Source organism: Flavobacterium helocola (assembly GCF_038289885.1).
GTDB lineage: Bacteria > Bacteroidota > Bacteroidia > Flavobacteriales > Flavobacteriaceae > Flavobacterium > Flavobacterium cheniae.
On the sequence record NZ_JBBYHT010000001.1, the window covers coordinates 974,366 to 991,889 of the forward strand.

Consider the following 17,524-nt stretch of genomic DNA (forward strand, 5'->3'; position numbering starts at 1 on the left):
AACCAAAATTTTTATTGTATTTATTGTTTTTTAAATCAGGATTCTTGTTGAAAAATGAGTTTAAATCGGTTTTGATTTTTTCAGTCAATTTTTCATTTAAGTTGTCATTACATTTACATGCAATTTTATTGTTTTTAAATGTGAAAAGTAACTTTTTAAATCTAAGTTTTTCTTTGAAATCTATTACATTGTATTTTTTAGCACTTATTGTGTCATAGTTTTTTACTTGTAAAATATTCTAATTTTTTATTAAATATCAAATAATTACTATCGGATGAATATTGGTTAAAACTTAAATATTTTAATAATCTATCTTCATCACAAATTTTTGAGGTATCAATTTTTGTTTCAATTATATTAAATTTTTTGTCATTGAAATTAAGAATATTTTTAACTGAAACTGTGACGCTGTCTTTTTTTCTTTCAAAAGAATATTCGTTCTCAAAACTTTTATATTTAACTGTATTTATTTGATTTGCATAGATAACAAAATTTTCAAATTCTTTTTTTGAATCAGGAATTCCGTTTTCTATACAGAAATTCTCAAATTCATACAATATTTCTTTTTTCTCATTTTGAATTGTATTTATGGTATTAAATCTGTAAAATAATAAACTGATAGTAATTAAAATAACTAAAACTATTGATGAAAATATTTTTTTCATTTGCTTGATTTTGGTTTTCAAATATAAATAAATTCCCTCCAATTGTAACATTTTCATACATAACTCTACTTATAGTAATAGCTCAGTATTATGCTTTTATATTTACGATTACTTTCAGAGAGTTTCAGTTTTGCCATTAACGCGTTGCGCAACAATAAATTGCGTACACTTTTGTCGTTGTTAGGCGTTACCATTGGTATTTTTTCCATTATTGCGGTGTTGGCTGCGGTAGATTCTATGGATAAAAAAATTAAGGAAGATTTGAGTGATATGGATATGAATACCATTTACTTAATGAATTTTTCGTTTGGTCCTTCTGAAGTGCCTCGTTGGAAAAGAGAACAATTTCCAAAAGTATCTTATGATGAATTTGAATATTTGAAAAAAAGTGTTCCTAGTATTGAAAAAATTTCTTTTAATTTCTTCGCTAGAAACGAAAGTGTAAAATACGAATCCAATACGGTGAATTCTATTCGAATGAAACCTTCAACAGATGAGTTTTTTGATATTGAACCTATTAAAGTTGAAACGGGACGATTGTTTAATGAAGCCGAATCCAATTCTGGAAGTCCTGTTATTGTAATAGGAAGCGAAGTGGCTAAAGGCTTGTTTGAAAATAGCGACCCTATTGGAAAGAAAATTCGTTTGTACGGACAAAAGCTAACAGTTATTGGCGTGCTAAAAAAACAAGGGCAAGGTATGTTTGGCGACAGTAATGACGTGGCCGTATTTTTTCCAGTGAATTTTTTAAGAAGAATGTACGGTGATGAGAATGACGCTTTGCGTGCAGCAATTTTAATAAAACCAGAAAAAGGTGTTGATATTGAAGAGTTTAAAGCTGAATTATCTCAAAAACTGAGAAATTTTAGAGGTGTAAAAACAGGAGATATTGATAATTTCTTCCTAAATGTATTATCTGGTTTTACCGATTTTATTGATAACATCATAGGTCAAATGAACATGATTGGTTGGATTATTAGTGCATTTTCGCTTTTAGTGGGAGGATTTGGTATTGCTAATATTATGTTCGTATCGGTAAAAGAAAGAACTAACTTAATTGGAATTCAAAAAGCATTAGGTGCTAAAAATAAATTCATTTTGTTTCAATTCTTGTTTGAAGCTATTATTTTGTCATTAATTGGTGGAATTGTCGGTATGTTTTTAGTTTGGATTATTGCTTTAATATTGTCTAGCGCTTTGGATTTCGAATTTGTTTTAAGTGCTTCAAATATGTTATTAGGTTCAGGATTAGCAGCTTTTATCGGATTAATTTCTGGAATTATTCCAGCAATTTCCGCATCTAAGTTAGATCCAGTGGAAGCTATTAGAAGTGGCATGTAATTTGTGGCAATAAGTGACAATCATTTTGTAAATTTGTTCTCACTAATTATTAAAACATTTCGGAAATAATGCTTAAGCAATTATTACTCATTATATTTTTTGGATTCACGACAACGTTATTTTCTCAAACAATAACCATAAAAGACCAAGAATCGGGTGAGCCATTAGAATCGGTTACGCTTGCTTCCGAGGATAAAAAAGTCTACGTTATTACGAATAACAAAGGTCAGGCTGATGTTTCTGATTTTGTTGGATTTAATAAAATTATCATCCAATCTTTTGGATATGAAACTCAAATTGTGAGTTATAATCAGTTGGAATTAGCTTCTTTTCAGTTGAATTTAACAGCTTCGTTATTGGCAATGGATGAAATAATTGTTTCTGCAAATCGTTGGAAACAAAATACTCGTGATATTCCAGTAAAAATCACCTCTATTTCTAAGAAAGATATCCAATTACAAAATCCGCAAACCGCAGCCGATTTATTAACGGTTTCAGGGAAAGTATTTATGCAAAAAAGTCAGCAGGGTGGAGGAAGTCCTATGATTCGTGGTTTTGCTACTAATCGTTTGCTGTATGCTATTGATGGTGTGCGAATGAATACCGCAATTTTTAGAGGTGGAAATATTCAAAATGTCATTTCGTTAGATCCATTTGCAATTGAAAAATCAGAGGTGCTGTTTGGACCAAGTTCTGTTATTTACGGAAGCGATGCTATTGGTGGTGTAATGAGTTTTCAAACCTTAACACCACAATTTACAACGGAAGAAAAACCATTTGTTTCAGGAAGTGCTTTTACTAGATATTCTTCAGCAAACAATGAAAAAACCGGACATTTTGATGCCAATGTAGGTTGGAAAAAATGGGCTTCGGTTACGAGTATCAGTTCTAATGATTTTGGCGATTTAAAAATGGGAAGTCATGGTCCAGATGAATATTTGCGACCATTTTATGTGCAAAGACAAAATGGAGTAGATATAGTTGTAACGAATGATGATCCTTTAGTACAGAAACCAACGGCTTATTCTCAAATCAATTTGATGCAAAAAGTGCGTTTTCAACCTAATGAAAAATGGGATTTCCAATATGGTTTTCATTTTTCGGAAACATCTAGTTATTCGCGATACGACAGACATATTCGTTATACCAATTCAGGAATGCCACGTTATGGCGAATTTGATTATGGTCCACAAAAATGGATTATGAATAATTTATCCATTTCTAATATGCAAGCGACGAAAGCGTATGATGAACTTTCTATTCGTGTGGCGCATCAGTTTTTCGAAGAAAGCAGAATCAGTCGTAATTTTAATAATCCAAATCGCGCCATTCGTACCGAAAAAGTAAATGCAGTTTCTGTAAATGCCGATTTTACAAAGAAAATTAGTACTAAAAATTCTCTTTTTTACGGAGTGGAATATGTAATGAACGATGTGGTTTCGGAAGGAGTCGATGAGAATATTGTCGCAGGAACAAGTCAAATAGGACCTGCTCGATATCCACAATCTAAATGGAATTCGTATGGTGTTTATGTAAATGATCAATATAAATTTTCTGAAAAAATGTTGCTTCAAGCGGGATTGCGATACAATCAGTTTGTATTAGATGCCGATTTTGATACTACTTTTTATCCGTTTCCTTTTACCGAAGCAAAAATCAATGATGGCGCTTTAACTGGAAGTTTAGGTCTGGTGTACCGTCCAACAGCGAAATGGGTGATCAGTTCTAATGTAGCTACAGCTTTCCGTTCTCCTAATGTGGATGATTTAGGAAAAGTGTTTGATTCAGAGCCAGGTTCGGTAGTAGTTCCTAATCCTGATTTAAAGGCAGAATATGCGTATAACGTAGATTTGAATGTAGCTAAATTATTTGGTAAAAATGTGAAAGTGGATGTTTCGGCTTATTATACTTTACTAGAAAATGCTATGGTAAGAAGAGATTTTACTTTGAATGGCGCTACCGAGATTATCTATGATGGCGAATTGAGTAATGTGCAAGCCATTCAAAACGCAGCCAATGCCAAAGTATACGGAATTCAAGCCGGAATTGAAGTAAAATCGGCAACTGGATTTTATTTTCATGGCGATTTGAATTTTCAAAAAGGAGAAGAAGAATTGGATAATGGTGAGAAGAGTCCGTCTCGTCATGCTGCGCCATTTTTTGGTGTAGGTCGTTTAGGTTATGCTAATTCTAAATTAGATTTACAATTGAATGTGCAATTCAGCGATGAAGTTTCTTACGAAGATTTAGCTGAAGAAGAAAAAGGAAAACCAGAAATTTACGCCATTGATGGTAACGGAAATCCATATTCTCCAAGTTGGTACACCTTAAATTTAAAATCGATGTATAAGCTTACCGAAAACTTTACCGTTACAGCAGGTTTAGAAAACATCACCGACCAACGTTATCGTCCGTATAGTTCTGGAATTGTAGCGCCAGGAAAGAATTTTATTCTGGCTTTGCGAGCTAAGTTTTAAATATAAAAAAATCCCGATAGTGATATCGGGATTTTTGTTTTTATCTAATTTCTTGATTTTGAATCAAATCTAAATACAAGTTAATTTTGTTTTTCAACTCTTTTCTGTGAGCGATGAAATCTAAGAATCCATGCTCTAATAAGAATTCTGATGTTTGGAAACCTTCTGGTAAATCTTTACCTGTTGTATCTCTTACAATACGTGGTCCTGCGAAGCCAATTAAAGCTCCTGGTTCACCGATATTGATATCACCAAGCATAGCATAAGAAGCTGTTGTTCCGCCCGTTGTTGGGTCAGTACATAATGAAATGTACGGAATTCTTTCTTCTGCCAATTGTGCTAATTTTGCAGATGTTTTTGCTAACTGCATTAAAGACATTGCAGCTTCCATCATACGAGCTCCACCTGATTTTGAAATCATTACAAATGGGATTTTATGTTTGATAGAATAATCAATTGCTCTTGCAATTTTTTCACCTACAACAGCTCCCATAGAACCTCCAATGAAAGCAAAATCCATACAAGAAACAACTAAGTCTTTTCCTTTTGATTTTCCAACACCAGTTCTAATAGCGTCTTTTAATTTGGTTTTGTCCATTACATCTTTTAAACGATCACTATATTTTTTAGTGTCTTCAAATTTTAATGGATCTTTTGAAGTTAAATTCGCATCTAACTCTTTGAATTCGTTATTGTCGAATAAAATTTCGAAATATTCTTTACTTCCAATTCTTACGTGATAATCGTCTTCTGGACTTACCCATAAGTTTCTTGCCAATTCATCTTGGTCAATAATTTTTCCTGTTGGTGATTTGTACCATAAACCTTTAGGGACATCTTTTTTGTCCTCAGTTGCGGTTGTAATTCCTTTTTCTTTTCTTTTAAACCAAGCCATAGTATTAATGGATAATGGATAATTGACAATTTTATAATTATCAATTATCAATTGTTAATTAAAGTGTGTTTACGTTATTTAAATCGGCAAAAGCTTGTTCTAATCTTGTGTTGAACGTAACTTCTCCTTCACGAACCCATTTTCTTGGATCGTAGTGTTTTTTGTTTGGACTATCTGCTCCGTCTGGACTTCCGATTTGTGTTTTTAGATAATCGATTTTAGAAGTCATATAATCACGAATTCCTTCTGTGAAAGCAAATTGTAAATCGGTGTCGATATTCATTTTGATTACTCCGTAAGAAATAGCTTCTCTAATTTCTTCTAAAGTAGAACCTGAACCTCCGTGGAAAACAAAATCAACCGGATTGTGACCAGTATTGAATTTATTTTGAACGTATTCTTGTGAATTTTTAAGAATTTTTGGAGTCAATTTTACATTTCCGGGTTTGTAAACACCATGTACATTTCCGAAAGAAGCTGCGATAGTAAATCTTGGACTTACTTTCATTAATTCTTCGTAAGCGTAAGCTACTTCATCAGGTTGTGTGTATAATTTTGAACTATCTACATCAGAATTATCTACACCGTCTTCTTCACCACCAGTAATTCCTAATTCGATTTCTAATGTCATGCCCATTTTGCTCATTCTTTCTAAATATTTTTTAGAAATTTCAAGATTTTCTTCAATCGGTTCTTCCGATAAATCAATCATGTGAGAGCTATATAGTGGTTTTCCAGTTTCAGCAAAATGTTTTTCTGAAGCATCTAATAAACCATCAATCCATGGTAAAAGATTTTTTGCACAATGGTCGGTATGTAAAATTACCGTTGCGCCATAAGCTTCAGCTAAAGTATGAATATGTTTAGCACCTGCAACAGCTCCTAAAATAGCTGATTTTTGATTTTCATTAGACAATCCTTTTCCAGCATTAAATTGTGCACCACCATTAGAAAACTGAATGATAACTGGCGCATTTAATTTTGCAGCTGTTTCTAAAACACCATTAATAGTACTAGATCCTACAACATTAACAGCAGGTAATGCAAATCCTTTTTGTTTTGCGTAATTAAAGATTTCTTGTACTTGATCTCCGGTAGCAACACCAGGTTTAATATTGTGACTCATAGTTGTATGTTTTTAGTATAGTTGTGCAAAAATAATAATTTAAAAAATTAGAACGGATAATTAATACCAAAATTTAGCACTGTTTTGCTAAAGTTCACCCCTTTTAACCATCGGTCGCCGACTTCTCTTCCTGGGTCGTAGGCTTTGTAACCTAAATCGAAACGGAAAACAAAGAAGTCAAAATCATATCGTAGACCAATTCCAGAACCAAATGCTAAATCTTCAAATGAGCTAAATCCGTTAAAAGTATAGTCTTCATCTGTAATATTATCAAATACATTCCAAATGTTTCCAATATCGGCAAAAAAGGCACTGTAGAAATTTCCTCCCACTCTAAAACGGTATTCTAAACTGTAGGCTAATTTAAAGTTGGCTTCGTTAAAGTCATTAATTCCGCCACTTCGACCTGGTCCTAGACTATAGGCTTGCCAACCTCTGTTATCATTTGAACCTCCAGAAAAATAACTTCGCGAGAAAGGAATCGATTGAGCATTACCAAACGGAACTGCTAAGCCAGCAAAAGCTCTCATAGCTAAGGTGTTTTTCTTGCCAAAATCCCAGTGTTTGATAAAATCGATTTCCCCTTTTATGTATTGCGAATATTCAATTCCAAACATGGTTTCGTTACCGTTTTGGTTCAAATCTTCGTTTTTTGTACCCGCTAATAGTGAAAGCACATTTCCTGCGGATTCGATTTTAGTTCGTATCGAATAAAAACTATTGTCTAATAAGCTTGCTTTAGTGTTTCGGAAGAATGTTATACCAGAAGAAACAATTAAGTTGTTTTCTATTAAACGTTCTCTTCTTTCGCCAATACTTCGTATGACTTTATAATCTTGGTCGCTTGGGTTTAAAGAAGTACTTCCGTTTTCAACATCATTGATGAAATTTACAGCTCCTTGTGTTGTTAAATTTCCATTTTCAAAGTTAGCAGGGTCAATATTGTAATCCTGTGCTAAATCATTTAAAGTGTTGTAGGAAGAAGTATAAACGTTAAAGTAGTTTTCAGGATTCAAGTTTTTAATAAACTGAATGTTTAATAAGTCAAATCGAATGGTGTTTTTTTGTTTTGGAGTCCAATTATAATTAAAAACTCCTGTTAAGTTTTCCTTGTCTAAACCAATATTTCTTTGACTGGTTAAACCAATGTTCGCATTGGTGGTAGGCAGCATTTCTTTTTTGATGATTTTTCTTGTATCTAAAGGGAAAACAATTCTTGGAAAACTTAATTTTCCTTCTACACCATATTCAGAAATATTGAAAAACACGTTATTTGGATTGGCCAAATCTTTAGAAGAACCAATGTTTCCTTTTGCTGATAACTCAAATGTTTCGGCTCTTTTAAATAAGTTTCTCCATGTAAATGCCATTCTGCCGCTAATTCCAAATTCTTGTACATCGGAAGTTGTAACATCAATAGAAGGTTGCCAAATATATTTTGGTTTACTCATCAAATAAATGTTAGCAATAAGCGAAGTGTTTGTGCTGTCACTAGGGTCTTCAACATATTCAATGTTTGGATAATTAAAAACCTTTAAATTGCTTAACGATTTTGAAGTTAACGTTCTGTCGTTGTCGCTAAATAATTTCCCTTTTTCAATAAAAATGGCGTTTGTGATAGCTTTAGGTTTGTATTTTAATTTACCTGCGCTGTAAATATTAAAATTTCGATACGTTACACTATCATTAAACTGATTGCGTTCTTTTTTTGAAGTATTATTAGTAAAAATATTAACCTGGCTAATTTTATAAACTGTAAATGGACGCTTTGTTAAGGTGTCGCCATCTTTTACATAACGGTCTTCAATTTTTAAATTGATGTCCATTTTTTGAACCGAATCATCTATGATAGCATCATATTTTACGTTACTTTCCTGAAAATGGTACACACCATTATTTCTTAGATATTGAGTGATTCTTTTTCTTTCATTGTCAAAATTAAGATAAGAATACTGATCGCCTTTTTTTATAAAACTCTTTTTTTCTTGAAGCGTGTACATGCTATCAATTGCTGGAGTTTCAATAAATTTAGAAATGGAATCAATAAAGTAAGGCTTTCCAGTAGTTATTTTATAAACTATTTTTCCCTTTTTCTTTCCAAGAGAATCAATAGACATTGTAACTGTATTTCTAATAAATCCGTTGTTGTAATAAAATCCACTCAATCTTTCTTTAGAACGTATTGCTTTTTTTTCATCAATAATAACAGGTGCTTCTCCTGTTTCTTTCATGAAATTAGATAATCCACTAACGAAAAAAGATTTACCTAATCGATTCACTTGTTTGGCAGATAAAAAACGATTCAGATTTTTTATTCTATTGGGTTTTTTGTTCAACCAAGCTTGGTAAGAAGAATCCGGATTTGGTTTTGCAGCATTGTATAAGGTTAGTCCAAATGGGTAATTTAAAAATTTAGTATTAGGTTGTTGTACCACTAAATTATTAATGCGGTCTTCCTTGTTCAATTCGTCATTAACGAAGATTTCGTTTTTGGTCAATAACTTTTCACTTTCGGGTACTCGCTTCACTAACGAACACGAATAAATTATTGTTCCGATTACAAATAATAATGTTATTTTTGATAAATTATTTCTCAAAGCACTTTTTAAAAGTTAGTCAAAAATACAATTTTTATGGTTAGTAAAAACCAAATTAAACTAATAACGAGTTTACAGCAAAAAAAATATAGAAAACAAGAACAACTTTTCTTTGCCGAAGGTGTAAAGGTAGTTCAAGAATTGCTGAATTCTAACTTTGAATTACAAGATTTATTTACAACAAAGCAAGATTTTCTTACAGTTTCAAAAGACAAAGTTCATGCCATTTCTGAAGCCGAGTTAAAGAAAATCAGTGCTTTAACTACTCCAAATACTTGTTTGGCGGTTTTTAAAATGCCAAAATCAAAAGATTTCGTTGAAAAGGGACTAATTGTAGCTTTAGATGATGTTCGCGATCCTGGAAATTTAGGAACAATTATTCGTTTGTGCGACTGGTTTGGAATTGAAACGTTGTTTTGTTCGGAAGAATCGGTAGATATTTATAATCCAAAAGTGGTTCAAGCTACTATGGGTTCAATCAGTAGAGTAAATGTGGTGTATGGAAATTTAGAAACGTTTTTAATAAAATCTAAGCTGCCTGTTTTTGGTACTTTTATGGATGGAAAAAATATTTACCAAGAAAAATTACCAAAAGAAGGAATTATTATCATGGGGAATGAAGCGAACGGAATTTCGTCTTCAGTTGAAAAGTTAGTTTCTGAACGAATTGCCATTCCACGTTTTGGAAATCTTCAAGTTACAGAAAGTTTAAATGTTGCAACCGCTACAGCCATTATTCTGAGCGAATTTAAACGAAGTTAACTCTTAGTGGAAAGAAAAATTGATGAAGAAACCACGCGTTTTCATCTCATGCACATTTCCTGTCCAAGGACTATTAGGGTCGTTGTCGCGAATTAACTCATCGTTCATACTAAAGACACCTCTGATAGATGGTGAAAAAATGAAATATTCCAAATATAAATCAATTCCAAATCCTACTTCGTAGAAATTAGTCCATTTGGTCATTCTAAAACGATTATTCAAATTGTCATCTGGAGAAGCCGCATTACTACTAAGATTTAAAGCAGTTGAAACACCACCCACTAAATAAGGTCTAACATTGCCAGTTCGTAAAGCAGAATATTTTAGTAATACAGGAAAGAAAATATAAGTTGACTTCACTTCTCTTAAACGATCCCCAGTATCGATAATGTTAGGGAAGGTTAAATTACGTTGGGTTATAACTAAACCAGGTTCAAAACGTAAATCGAAATACTCAGCCAACCTAAGATTTCCGATTAAACCTACATTAAAACCAGTAGTTGTTCCTACTTCAATATCTTCGGTAACGGATAAATAATCGGTTTTAAAATCCAAACTATTAAATCCAAGGTAATAACCCCAGTGAACGCGCTGTTTGTTCCAATTTTCTTTATTGATAATTGGGTCTTTGCTAAACATGCCTTCCTGAGCAAAAAGGATAGGGGAAAAAAGTAATAAAAATAAAAACTTCTTCATATTATTTTTTAGATGCTTGATAAATAGTAGCTACTCCAAATGTTTGAGGTAGATGCTTTACATCTATAAACCCAATTTTTCTCAAAATATTGTTCAATACTTCTCCAAACGGAAATTCGTTTGCTGAATTTGATAAGTATGTGTAAGCGGTTTTGTCTTTAGAAAACAATTTTCCGATTAAAGGTAAAATTACTTTTGAATGAAAAGCATAACCTTGTTTGAACGGAAATTTAGTAGGAACCGAAGTTTCTAAAATAATAAATTGTCCGTTAGGTTTTAATGTTCTTAAGATTTCTGACAAACCTTTTTCAAGATTTTCAAAATTACGAACGCCATAAGCTACGGTGATTACATCAAAATAATTATCAGGATACGGAATGTTTTCGCCATCACCTAAGACCATTTGAATTTTTGAATCCAAATGTTGGGCAGCAATTTTTTTCTTCCCAATGTCTAACATGCCTTGCGAAATATCTAAACCAATGATTTCAGTAGCAGAAGTTGTTGCAAATAAAATAGCCAAATCACCCGTGCCAGTTGCAATATCTAAAATAGATTTTGGCTGACTTGCCGTTACCATTTTCAAGATTTTTTGCTTCCATTTTGCATCGGTGCCAAAAGAAATTACTTTATTAAGACCATCATAGTTGCCAGAAATGTTGTCAAACATTTGAGCAACTTGTTCTTTTTTACCTAATTCTGAATCTTTGTATGGCGTTATATTTTTTGACATTTTCTTAATTTTGGACAACAAAAGTACGATTAATAATCAAGAACTTAAAAATTTTACCTTTTAACATACGTTAAAAAAGTAAAATCGTAATCGTGTTTTTCGTCTTTAGTGTGGAATTCTTCGAAAACTAATTCCCATTTATCAGTATCAATTTCTGGGAAAAAAGTATCCGCTTCAATGGTAGTATGCACACGCGTTAAATCGATTTTATCCGCAATTTCGATGGATTGCTTATAGATTTCGCCTCCACCAATGATGAAAACTTCTTCCTCTTTTGGACACAAATCAATAGCTTTTTGTAAACTACTCGCTACTAAACAACCTTCTGGAACTTCGTAGTCCTTTTGTCTAGTAATGATAATATGCGTACGATTTGGTAACGGTTTCGGGAAACTTTCGAAAGTTTTTCTCCCCATCACAATATAATGTCCTGAAGTCAAACTTTTAAAACGCTTAAAATCATCTGGCAAATGCCAAACCAATTGATTATCTTTTCCTAAAGCATTGTTTTCGGATGCGGCTGCGATTATGGTTAACATAGAAATTATTTGAAGTGCTAAGATAAGTATTTTGTGAGGAATTATTTTCCTTTACACTTTAAAAATGGCGAGTAGCCATAAATGACTTTTGAGGTTGATTTTTAACGTTCCGGCGCTTGGCGAGGTTGCGAACTTCGGAACCGATTATTTTCTATCAAAGATAAAATTTCTTGCGAGAAATAAACGTGAATTCACCACAAAATTCGCAATCTTGCCAAACGCCTGTTAGCGGATGTTTTTATTTTTTAAAGTATATGTTTTTCAGAAATTCAATTTTTTCGGTTCTGCTTTTCGGCTTTTTTTTATTCTCGTCGGATAAACTTATTCCAATTAATTTGTTATTTCTTATTCCGCTAAAAATGAAACTTTCAATATTTTTATCTATAATCTTTAATCTCCAAATTATATATTTTTCTTGTTCGTTTGTTTCAATTTTTTCAATTTCTACATTTTTATCATCTTTTGCCCAAAATTCGGTTTCCCAGATGTAGAATTTATTTAAAAATTCAAATTCAGATAATTCTTTGTTGTAAAATTCAAAATTTTCTGGTTTTCTAACATTTATAAGCAATGTGAGTTTTAACTTTTCATTTGCAAAACCCCATTGAGCAGAATTCTCAATTTTTCCAATATGTTTCCATTTTCCTGGTAATTCGAACAATTCGTTATTAATTAAAAATGGTGATTTAGATTGTCCAAAAGATAAATTTGAAAAGATAAATATCGCAAAGATTATTTTTAAAAGTTTTAATTTCATAACGTTATATTCAATGTTTCAATTTCTATTTTTTTTAATATTTCTTATACGCAATTTTCGTCCCAAAATATCCGCTAACTTGTATATATGCGCTATAAAGTTTCGCATATACACCCAAATATGGGTAGATTGGCGCTACTTAGTTGCGTTTATTGATTTTTTTTAAACCGCCACAACTCCCTTAATATGCGGATGTGGGTCATAACCTTCTAACGTAAAATCTTCAAACTTGAAATCGAAAATATTTTTAATTTCTGGGTTTAATTTCATTGTTGGTAATGGTCGGCACTCACGAGACAATTGTAATTCTAACTGCTCCATGTGGTTGTTGTAAATATGCGCATCACCAAAGGTGTGGATGAATTCGCCTACTTGTAAATCACAAACTTGTGCAATCATCATCGTAAACAAAGCATAAGACGCAATATTAAAAGGAACACCTAAGAAAATATCAGCACTGCGTTGGTACAACTGACAACTTAATTTTCCATCCGCCACATAAAATTGAAAAAAAGCATGACACGGAGGCAAAGCGGCTTTTCCATTGGCAACATTTTCAGCAAACGAAACCGAAGTATCCGGCAAAACACTAGGATTCCAGGCAGAAACCAACATTCTTCTACTGTTTGGATTGGTTTTTAGCGTTTCGATTAATTCGGTAATTTGGTCAATTTCTTCGCTGTTCCAATTGCGCCATTGGTGTCCATAAACTGGACCTAAATCGCCATTTTCATCCGCCCATTCGTCCCAAATTTTCACTCCGTTTTCTTGTAAATATTTGATGTTCGTGTCACCATTTAAAAACCACAACAATTCGTAAATAATCGATTTTAAGTGTAGTTTCTTAGTGGTTACCATTGGGAAACCTTCGCTTAAATCAAAACGCATTTGGTAACCAAACACACTTAAGGTTCCAGTTCCTGTACGGTCGCCTTTTTGGTTGCCGTTTGCTAATACGTGTTTTACTAAATCGTGATATTGTTGCATTTTTAAGTCAGAAGTCAGAAGTTAGAAGTTAGAAGTCAGAAGTTTTTGAAATCTTCAACAACTTATTTCAATAATAAAATTAATGTGTAATATTAGCTACATCCTTTGGGTTATGCTTGTGCTTGAATAGAATAGCAAAAGCAATTGCAATTACTAAAGCGTAAGCAGCAAAAGTTAACCATATGTTGTGCCAATCTTTTTCTCCTGTTGCAGCATCTGTAAAATACATGCTGATGATTTGTCCGCTGACAACACTTCCTAAAACCGCACCGAAACCGTTAGTCATCATCATAAATAATCCTTGAGCTGAAGAACGAATTTTAGAATCGGTTGAGGTTTCTACGAATAATGAACCTGAAATGTTAAAGAAATCAAATGCCATTCCGTAAACCACACAAGATAAAATAATCATCCATAATCCGTCTCCTGGATTACCGTAAGCGAATAATCCGAAACGTAATACCCAAGCAATCATACTAAACAACATTACTTGTTTGATTCCAAAACGTTTTAAGAAAAACGGAATCGCTAAGATGAATAAGGTTTCTGAAATTTGAGAAATCGACATAATTAAAGTCGAATATTTTACTACTAATGAATCAGCGTAAACAGGATCGTGTTTAAAATCATCTAAAAATACATCACCATAAGCATTCGTTAATTGTAAAGCTGCTCCAAGAAACATACTGAATACAAAGAATAAGGCTAATTTATAATCGGCAAATAATTTAAACGAACTTAATCCCATAAGTTCCATAAATGATTTGTTTTCTGTGGTATTTCCTTCTGGTTCACATTTTGGTAATGTAAAGGAGTATAATCCTAAGAAAATAGCAGCAATGGCAGCAATGTAAAATTGATTTTCAGAAGCTTTGTTTCCGGTTAAGTTGGTAATCCACATGGCTACAATAAAACCAATAGTTCCCCAAACGCGAATAGGTGGAAAGTCTTTCACCACATCTAAACCACCTTTTTTCAAGGCGTTGTAAGCAACTGAATTTGAAAGAGCAATAGTTGGCATATAGAAAATCATCGCTACTAAAATCACCCAAAAGAAATCAGATGGATTGCTAACTTGTGGAACATATAAAAGTGTTAAACCTCCTAAAATATGAAGCGCTCCGTATAATTTTTCAGCATTTATCCATCGGTCGGCAACAATTCCGCAAAGGGTTGGCATAAAAATCGAAGCAATTCCCATAGTAGAAAAAATAGCTCCAAATTGTGCTCCATCCCAATTTTTAGTTCCAAACCAATAATTTGCTACTGTGATAAGCCAAGCTCCCCAAACGAAGAACTGGAAAAAGTTCATTATCGTTAATCTGAATTTTACATTCATACTGTTATAGTTAAAGTATTAAGATTCTTTTTTTGAGATTTCATCTCTAATTTTTGCTGCTTTTTCGTAGTCTTCGTTTTGCACAGCTTCGTCTAATTTTTCGTATAATTCTTTTAGCGAATATCCTGAATAACTGTCGGCAGGAACAACTACATCTTCTTGTCCAAAAGTTTCTGGAGTAGAAAGAATGTCATCGTTTTCCTGGTTTTCGGCATTTTCAGAAGGATTGATGCTTAGGTAAATTCCGGCTTTATCTAAAATGTTTTTGTAAGTAAAAATAGGAGCATTAAAGCGTAACGCTAACGCAATAGCATCTGAAGTTCTAGCGTCGATAATTTCTTCGATTTTGTCTCTTTCGCAAATAATACTCGAATAGAAAACACCATCAACTAACTTATGAATAATCACTTGTTTTACCACGATGTCAAATCGGTCGGCAAAACTTTTAAATAAATCGTGTGTAAGTGGGCGAGGTGGTTTGATTTCTTTTTCTAAAGCAATAGCAATAGATTGAGCTTCAAAAGCACCGATAACGATAGGTAGTTTTCGATCACCATCCACTTCATTTAAGATTAAGGCATAAGCTCCGTTTTGCGTTTGGCTATAGGAAATACCTTTTATAGTTAATTTTACTAAACTCATTTCAAATTGTTAATTATCATTTCTTTGATGCCTGATTTGGATTTTTAAACACCATCACAAAGTCAGAAAATGGCTAACAGAAAAACGGTTAGCCATTTGCTCCAAAAATAAAAAAAAGAGCTATCTAAACAAAGATAACTCTAATTTTAATTTAATATATTTTTTAAACAACTATTTTGTTACGAGTTGCTTGCTTTAAATGCTTTTAATTTTTCAATTAATTGAGGTACAACAGTGAAAGCATCACCTACAACACCATAATCAGCTACTTTAAAGAAAGGTGCTTCTGGATCTGTGTTGATAACTACTTTTACTTTTGATGAGTTAATACCTGCAATGTGTTGGATTGCTCCAGAGATTCCAACTGCAATGTACAAGTTAGAAGCTACTGGTTTTCCAGTTTGTCCAACGTGCTCACTGTGAGGTCTCCATCCGATGTCAGAAACTGGTTTAGAACATGCTGTTGCAGCACCTAAAACAGAAGCTAATTCTTCAATTATTCCCCAGTTTTCTGGACCTTTCATTCCACGACCTGCAGAAACTACGATTTCAGCATCAGCGATAGTTACTTTTCCAGTTACTTTTTCTACGTTTTCAACTTTGATCCCGAAATCAGCATCATTTAATGATGGAGCGAAACTTTCTTCAGTCATAGCAGCTGCATTTTCTACTAATCCGAAAGAGTTTTTAGCAATTCCTAATACTTTTACTGGAGTTGAAATTTCAGTAATATTGAACGCTTTGTTTGAGAAAGCAGTTCTTTTTACTTGGAAAGGCGAAGTGCTTTCTGGTAACGCTACAACATTTGAAGCATAACCTGCTTCTAAAGCTACCGCTACAAGTGGAGCTAAATATAAACTATCTGTAGTTGAAGAAACCAATACAATTTGAGTTCCTTCTTTTTTAGCCGCTTGAGCAATTACATCAGCATATGCTTTTGCGCTAAAATTGTTTAATTTATCGTTAGAAACGTTTAAAACTTTGTCTACTCCGTAAGCAGCTAAAGCACTGTTGTCAGAGTTGTTAATAGTTACAGCGGTAACTGTTGTTCCCATTGAAGCAGCTACTTTTTTTGCGTAAGAAGCTAATTCGAATGCTACTTTTTTAATTTTTCCTTCTGCTGATTCAGCATATATTAATATAGACATGATTCTTTAATTTTTAGGTTTGAAATTAGATAACTTTCGCTTCGTTATGTAATAAGTTAATTAACTCATCTAAGTTGTCAGCATTTACTAATTTAACTGCTGATTTAGCAGCCGGTTTTTCAAATTTAACAGCTTTGGTTGCAGTAGCGTCGCCAGTTGGTTCTACTAAAGTTAAAGCTTTAGTTCTTGCCATCATGATTCCTCTCATGTTTGGAATACGTAAATCTTTTTCTTCTACTAAACCTTTTTGACCACCAATAATTAATGGTAAACCTGCAGAAATAGTTTCTTTTCCACCGTCAATTTCTCTAGTTACTTTTGCTTCGTTTCCATTTACGTCGATACCAACACAAGCGTTTACGAAATTGAAACCTAATAATCCAGCAACCATTCCTGGAACCATTCCACCATTATAGTCTAACGATTCTTTTCCAGCAATTACTAAATCATAACCTCCGTTTTTAACAACTTCAGCTAATTGTTTTGCAACAAACATTCCGTCTGTTGGGTTTGCATTGATACGAATAGCTTCGTCTGCTCCAATTGCTAATGCTTTTCTTAAAGTTGCTTCAGCGTCAGCTCCACCAACATTTACAACAGTAACATTTGCTCCTTGTTGCTCTTTAAACCAAATGGCTCTTGTTAAACCAAATTCATCATTAGGATTAATTACAAATTGAACACCGTTAGTGTCAAACTCACTGTCACCATTGACAAAATTAATCTTTGAAGTAGTATCAGGTACGTGACTGATGCAAACTAATATTTTCATTTTTATGTATTTTGTTAGTGAATATTTTCTGTCCCAAAAATACAAAAT

The 17,524-nt window shown here is 32.9% G+C and carries 16 protein-coding genes; 3 read left to right on the forward strand and 13 right to left on the reverse strand.

All coding sequences use genetic code 11. The features are described 5' to 3' along the window. Window positions 1–212: 212 nt before the first annotated feature. Complete coding sequence (locus tag AAEO58_RS04430) at window positions 213–665, reverse strand: hypothetical protein (RefSeq protein WP_341682200.1); 453 nt, start codon at window positions 663–665, stop codon at window positions 213–215. Window positions 666–755: 90 nt separating this feature from the next. On the opposite strand from AAEO58_RS04430, the gene AAEO58_RS04435 reads away from it, so the two are divergent. After that, window positions 756–2,006, forward strand: coding sequence for an ABC transporter permease (locus tag AAEO58_RS04435; RefSeq protein ID WP_341682202.1), 1,251 nt, complete (start codon window positions 756–758; stop codon window positions 2,004–2,006). Between the two features lie 68 nt (window positions 2,007–2,074). Continuing rightward, on the forward strand, window positions 2,075–4,483 hold the full coding sequence (locus AAEO58_RS04440; protein WP_341682204.1) for a TonB-dependent receptor plug domain-containing protein: 2,409 nt from the start codon (window positions 2,075–2,077) through the stop codon (window positions 4,481–4,483). 40 nt (window positions 4,484–4,523) lie between these two features. Here the strand turns inward: AAEO58_RS04440 and accD are convergent, their stop codons facing one another. From accD to tamL, 3 genes are read right to left on the reverse strand one after another with little or no spacing between them, the layout of a single operon-like run. After that, complete coding sequence (gene accD / locus AAEO58_RS04445) at window positions 4,524–5,378, reverse strand: acetyl-CoA carboxylase, carboxyltransferase subunit beta (protein ID WP_133610331.1); 855 nt, start codon at window positions 5,376–5,378, stop codon at window positions 4,524–4,526. 58 nt (window positions 5,379–5,436) lie between these two features. After that, window positions 5,437–6,504 carry a class II fructose-bisphosphate aldolase gene (gene fbaA / locus AAEO58_RS04450; protein WP_341682207.1) on the reverse strand — a complete coding sequence of 356 codons (1,068 nt, stop codon included), beginning with the start codon at window positions 6,502–6,504 and terminating at the stop codon, window positions 5,437–5,439. A 47-nt stretch (window positions 6,505–6,551) separates the two neighbouring features. After that, a complete protein-coding gene (gene tamL, locus AAEO58_RS04455) occupies window positions 6,552–9,101 on the reverse strand; it encodes a translocation and assembly module lipoprotein TamL (RefSeq protein ID WP_341682209.1) in 2,550 nt (849 codons plus the stop codon). A 36-nt stretch (window positions 9,102–9,137) separates the two neighbouring features. Here tamL and AAEO58_RS04460 point away from each other — a divergent pair, with 36 nt between their 5' ends. After that, on the forward strand, window positions 9,138–9,863 hold the full coding sequence (locus tag AAEO58_RS04460; protein WP_341682211.1) for a TrmH family RNA methyltransferase: 726 nt from the start codon (window positions 9,138–9,140) through the stop codon (window positions 9,861–9,863). A gap of 3 nt (window positions 9,864–9,866) precedes the next feature. Here the strand turns inward: AAEO58_RS04460 and porT are convergent, their stop codons facing one another. From porT to AAEO58_RS04505, 9 genes are all read right to left on the reverse strand, one after another. Further along, the gene (porT, locus tag AAEO58_RS04465; RefSeq protein WP_341682213.1) at window positions 9,867–10,559 is read right to left on the reverse strand and encodes a type IX secretion/gliding motility protein PorT/SprT; all 693 of its coding nucleotides are present in this window, start codon (window positions 10,557–10,559) and stop codon (window positions 9,867–9,869) included. 1 nt (window position 10,560) lies between these two features. Next, the gene (ubiE, locus tag AAEO58_RS04470; RefSeq protein ID WP_341682215.1) at window positions 10,561–11,292 is read right to left on the reverse strand and encodes a bifunctional demethylmenaquinone methyltransferase/2-methoxy-6-polyprenyl-1,4-benzoquinol methylase UbiE; all 732 of its coding nucleotides are present in this window, start codon (window positions 11,290–11,292) and stop codon (window positions 10,561–10,563) included. A gap of 53 nt (window positions 11,293–11,345) precedes the next feature. After that, on the reverse strand, window positions 11,346–11,831 hold the full coding sequence (locus AAEO58_RS04475) for a dihydrofolate reductase (RefSeq protein ID WP_341682216.1): 486 nt from the start codon (window positions 11,829–11,831) through the stop codon (window positions 11,346–11,348). A gap of 238 nt (window positions 11,832–12,069) precedes the next feature. Continuing rightward, a complete protein-coding gene (locus AAEO58_RS04480) occupies window positions 12,070–12,588 on the reverse strand; it encodes a hypothetical protein (protein ID WP_341682218.1) in 519 nt (172 codons plus the stop codon). Window positions 12,589–12,750: 162 nt separating this feature from the next. Beyond that, window positions 12,751–13,575 (reverse strand): thymidylate synthase, encoded by an 825-nt coding sequence (locus AAEO58_RS04485; protein ID WP_153200642.1) that lies wholly within the window; start codon window positions 13,573–13,575, stop codon window positions 12,751–12,753. Window positions 13,576–13,654: 79 nt separating this feature from the next. Further along, window positions 13,655–14,914 carry a nucleoside permease gene (locus AAEO58_RS04490; protein WP_341682221.1) on the reverse strand — a complete coding sequence of 420 codons (1,260 nt, stop codon included), beginning with the start codon at window positions 14,912–14,914 and terminating at the stop codon, window positions 13,655–13,657. 18 nt (window positions 14,915–14,932) lie between these two features. Then, window positions 14,933–15,556 carry a bifunctional nuclease family protein gene (locus AAEO58_RS04495; protein ID WP_111567342.1) on the reverse strand — a complete coding sequence of 208 codons (624 nt, stop codon included), beginning with the start codon at window positions 15,554–15,556 and terminating at the stop codon, window positions 14,933–14,935. 179 nt (window positions 15,557–15,735) lie between these two features. Continuing rightward, entirely contained in the window at window positions 15,736–16,704 is a 969-nt protein-coding gene (locus AAEO58_RS04500) for an electron transfer flavoprotein subunit alpha/FixB family protein (RefSeq protein WP_341682225.1), read from the reverse strand. Window positions 16,705–16,729: 25 nt separating this feature from the next. Further along, window positions 16,730–17,476, reverse strand: coding sequence for an electron transfer flavoprotein subunit beta/FixA family protein (locus tag AAEO58_RS04505; protein ID WP_290821894.1), 747 nt, complete (start codon window positions 17,474–17,476; stop codon window positions 16,730–16,732). Between the last annotated feature and the right edge of the window lie 48 nt (window positions 17,477–17,524).

Coding starts and splice junctions, on each gene's coding strand:
- AAEO58_RS04430 (WP_341682200.1), bottom strand. CDS start 665: ATGAAAAAAATATTTTCATCAATAGTTTTAGTTATTTTAATTACTATC.
- AAEO58_RS04435 (WP_341682202.1), top strand. CDS start 756: ATGCTTTTATATTTACGATTACTTTCAGAGAGTTTCAGTTTTGCCATT.
- AAEO58_RS04440 (WP_341682204.1), top strand. CDS start 2,075: ATGCTTAAGCAATTATTACTCATTATATTTTTTGGATTCACGACAACG.
- accD (WP_133610331.1), bottom strand. CDS start 5,378: ATGGCTTGGTTTAAAAGAAAAGAAAAAGGAATTACAACCGCAACTGAG.
- fbaA (WP_341682207.1), bottom strand. CDS start 6,504: ATGAGTCACAATATTAAACCTGGTGTTGCTACCGGAGATCAAGTACAA.
- AAEO58_RS04460 (WP_341682211.1), top strand. CDS start 9,138: ATGGTTAGTAAAAACCAAATTAAACTAATAACGAGTTTACAGCAAAAA.
- porT (WP_341682213.1), bottom strand. CDS start 10,559: ATGAAGAAGTTTTTATTTTTATTACTTTTTTCCCCTATCCTTTTTGCT.
- ubiE (WP_341682215.1), bottom strand. CDS start 11,292: ATGTCAAAAAATATAACGCCATACAAAGATTCAGAATTAGGTAAAAAA.
- AAEO58_RS04475 (WP_341682216.1), bottom strand. CDS start 11,831: ATGTTAACCATAATCGCAGCCGCATCCGAAAACAATGCTTTAGGAAAA.
- AAEO58_RS04480 (WP_341682218.1), bottom strand. CDS start 12,588: ATGAAATTAAAACTTTTAAAAATAATCTTTGCGATATTTATCTTTTCA.
- AAEO58_RS04485 (WP_153200642.1), bottom strand. CDS start 13,575: ATGCAACAATATCACGATTTAGTAAAACACGTATTAGCAAACGGCAAC.
- AAEO58_RS04490 (WP_341682221.1), bottom strand. CDS start 14,914: ATGAATGTAAAATTCAGATTAACGATAATGAACTTTTTCCAGTTCTTC.
- AAEO58_RS04495 (WP_111567342.1), bottom strand. CDS start 15,556: ATGAGTTTAGTAAAATTAACTATAAAAGGTATTTCCTATAGCCAAACG.
- AAEO58_RS04500 (WP_341682225.1), bottom strand. CDS start 16,704: ATGTCTATATTAATATATGCTGAATCAGCAGAAGGAAAAATTAAAAAA.
- AAEO58_RS04505 (WP_290821894.1), bottom strand. CDS start 17,476: ATGAAAATATTAGTTTGCATCAGTCACGTACCTGATACTACTTCAAAG.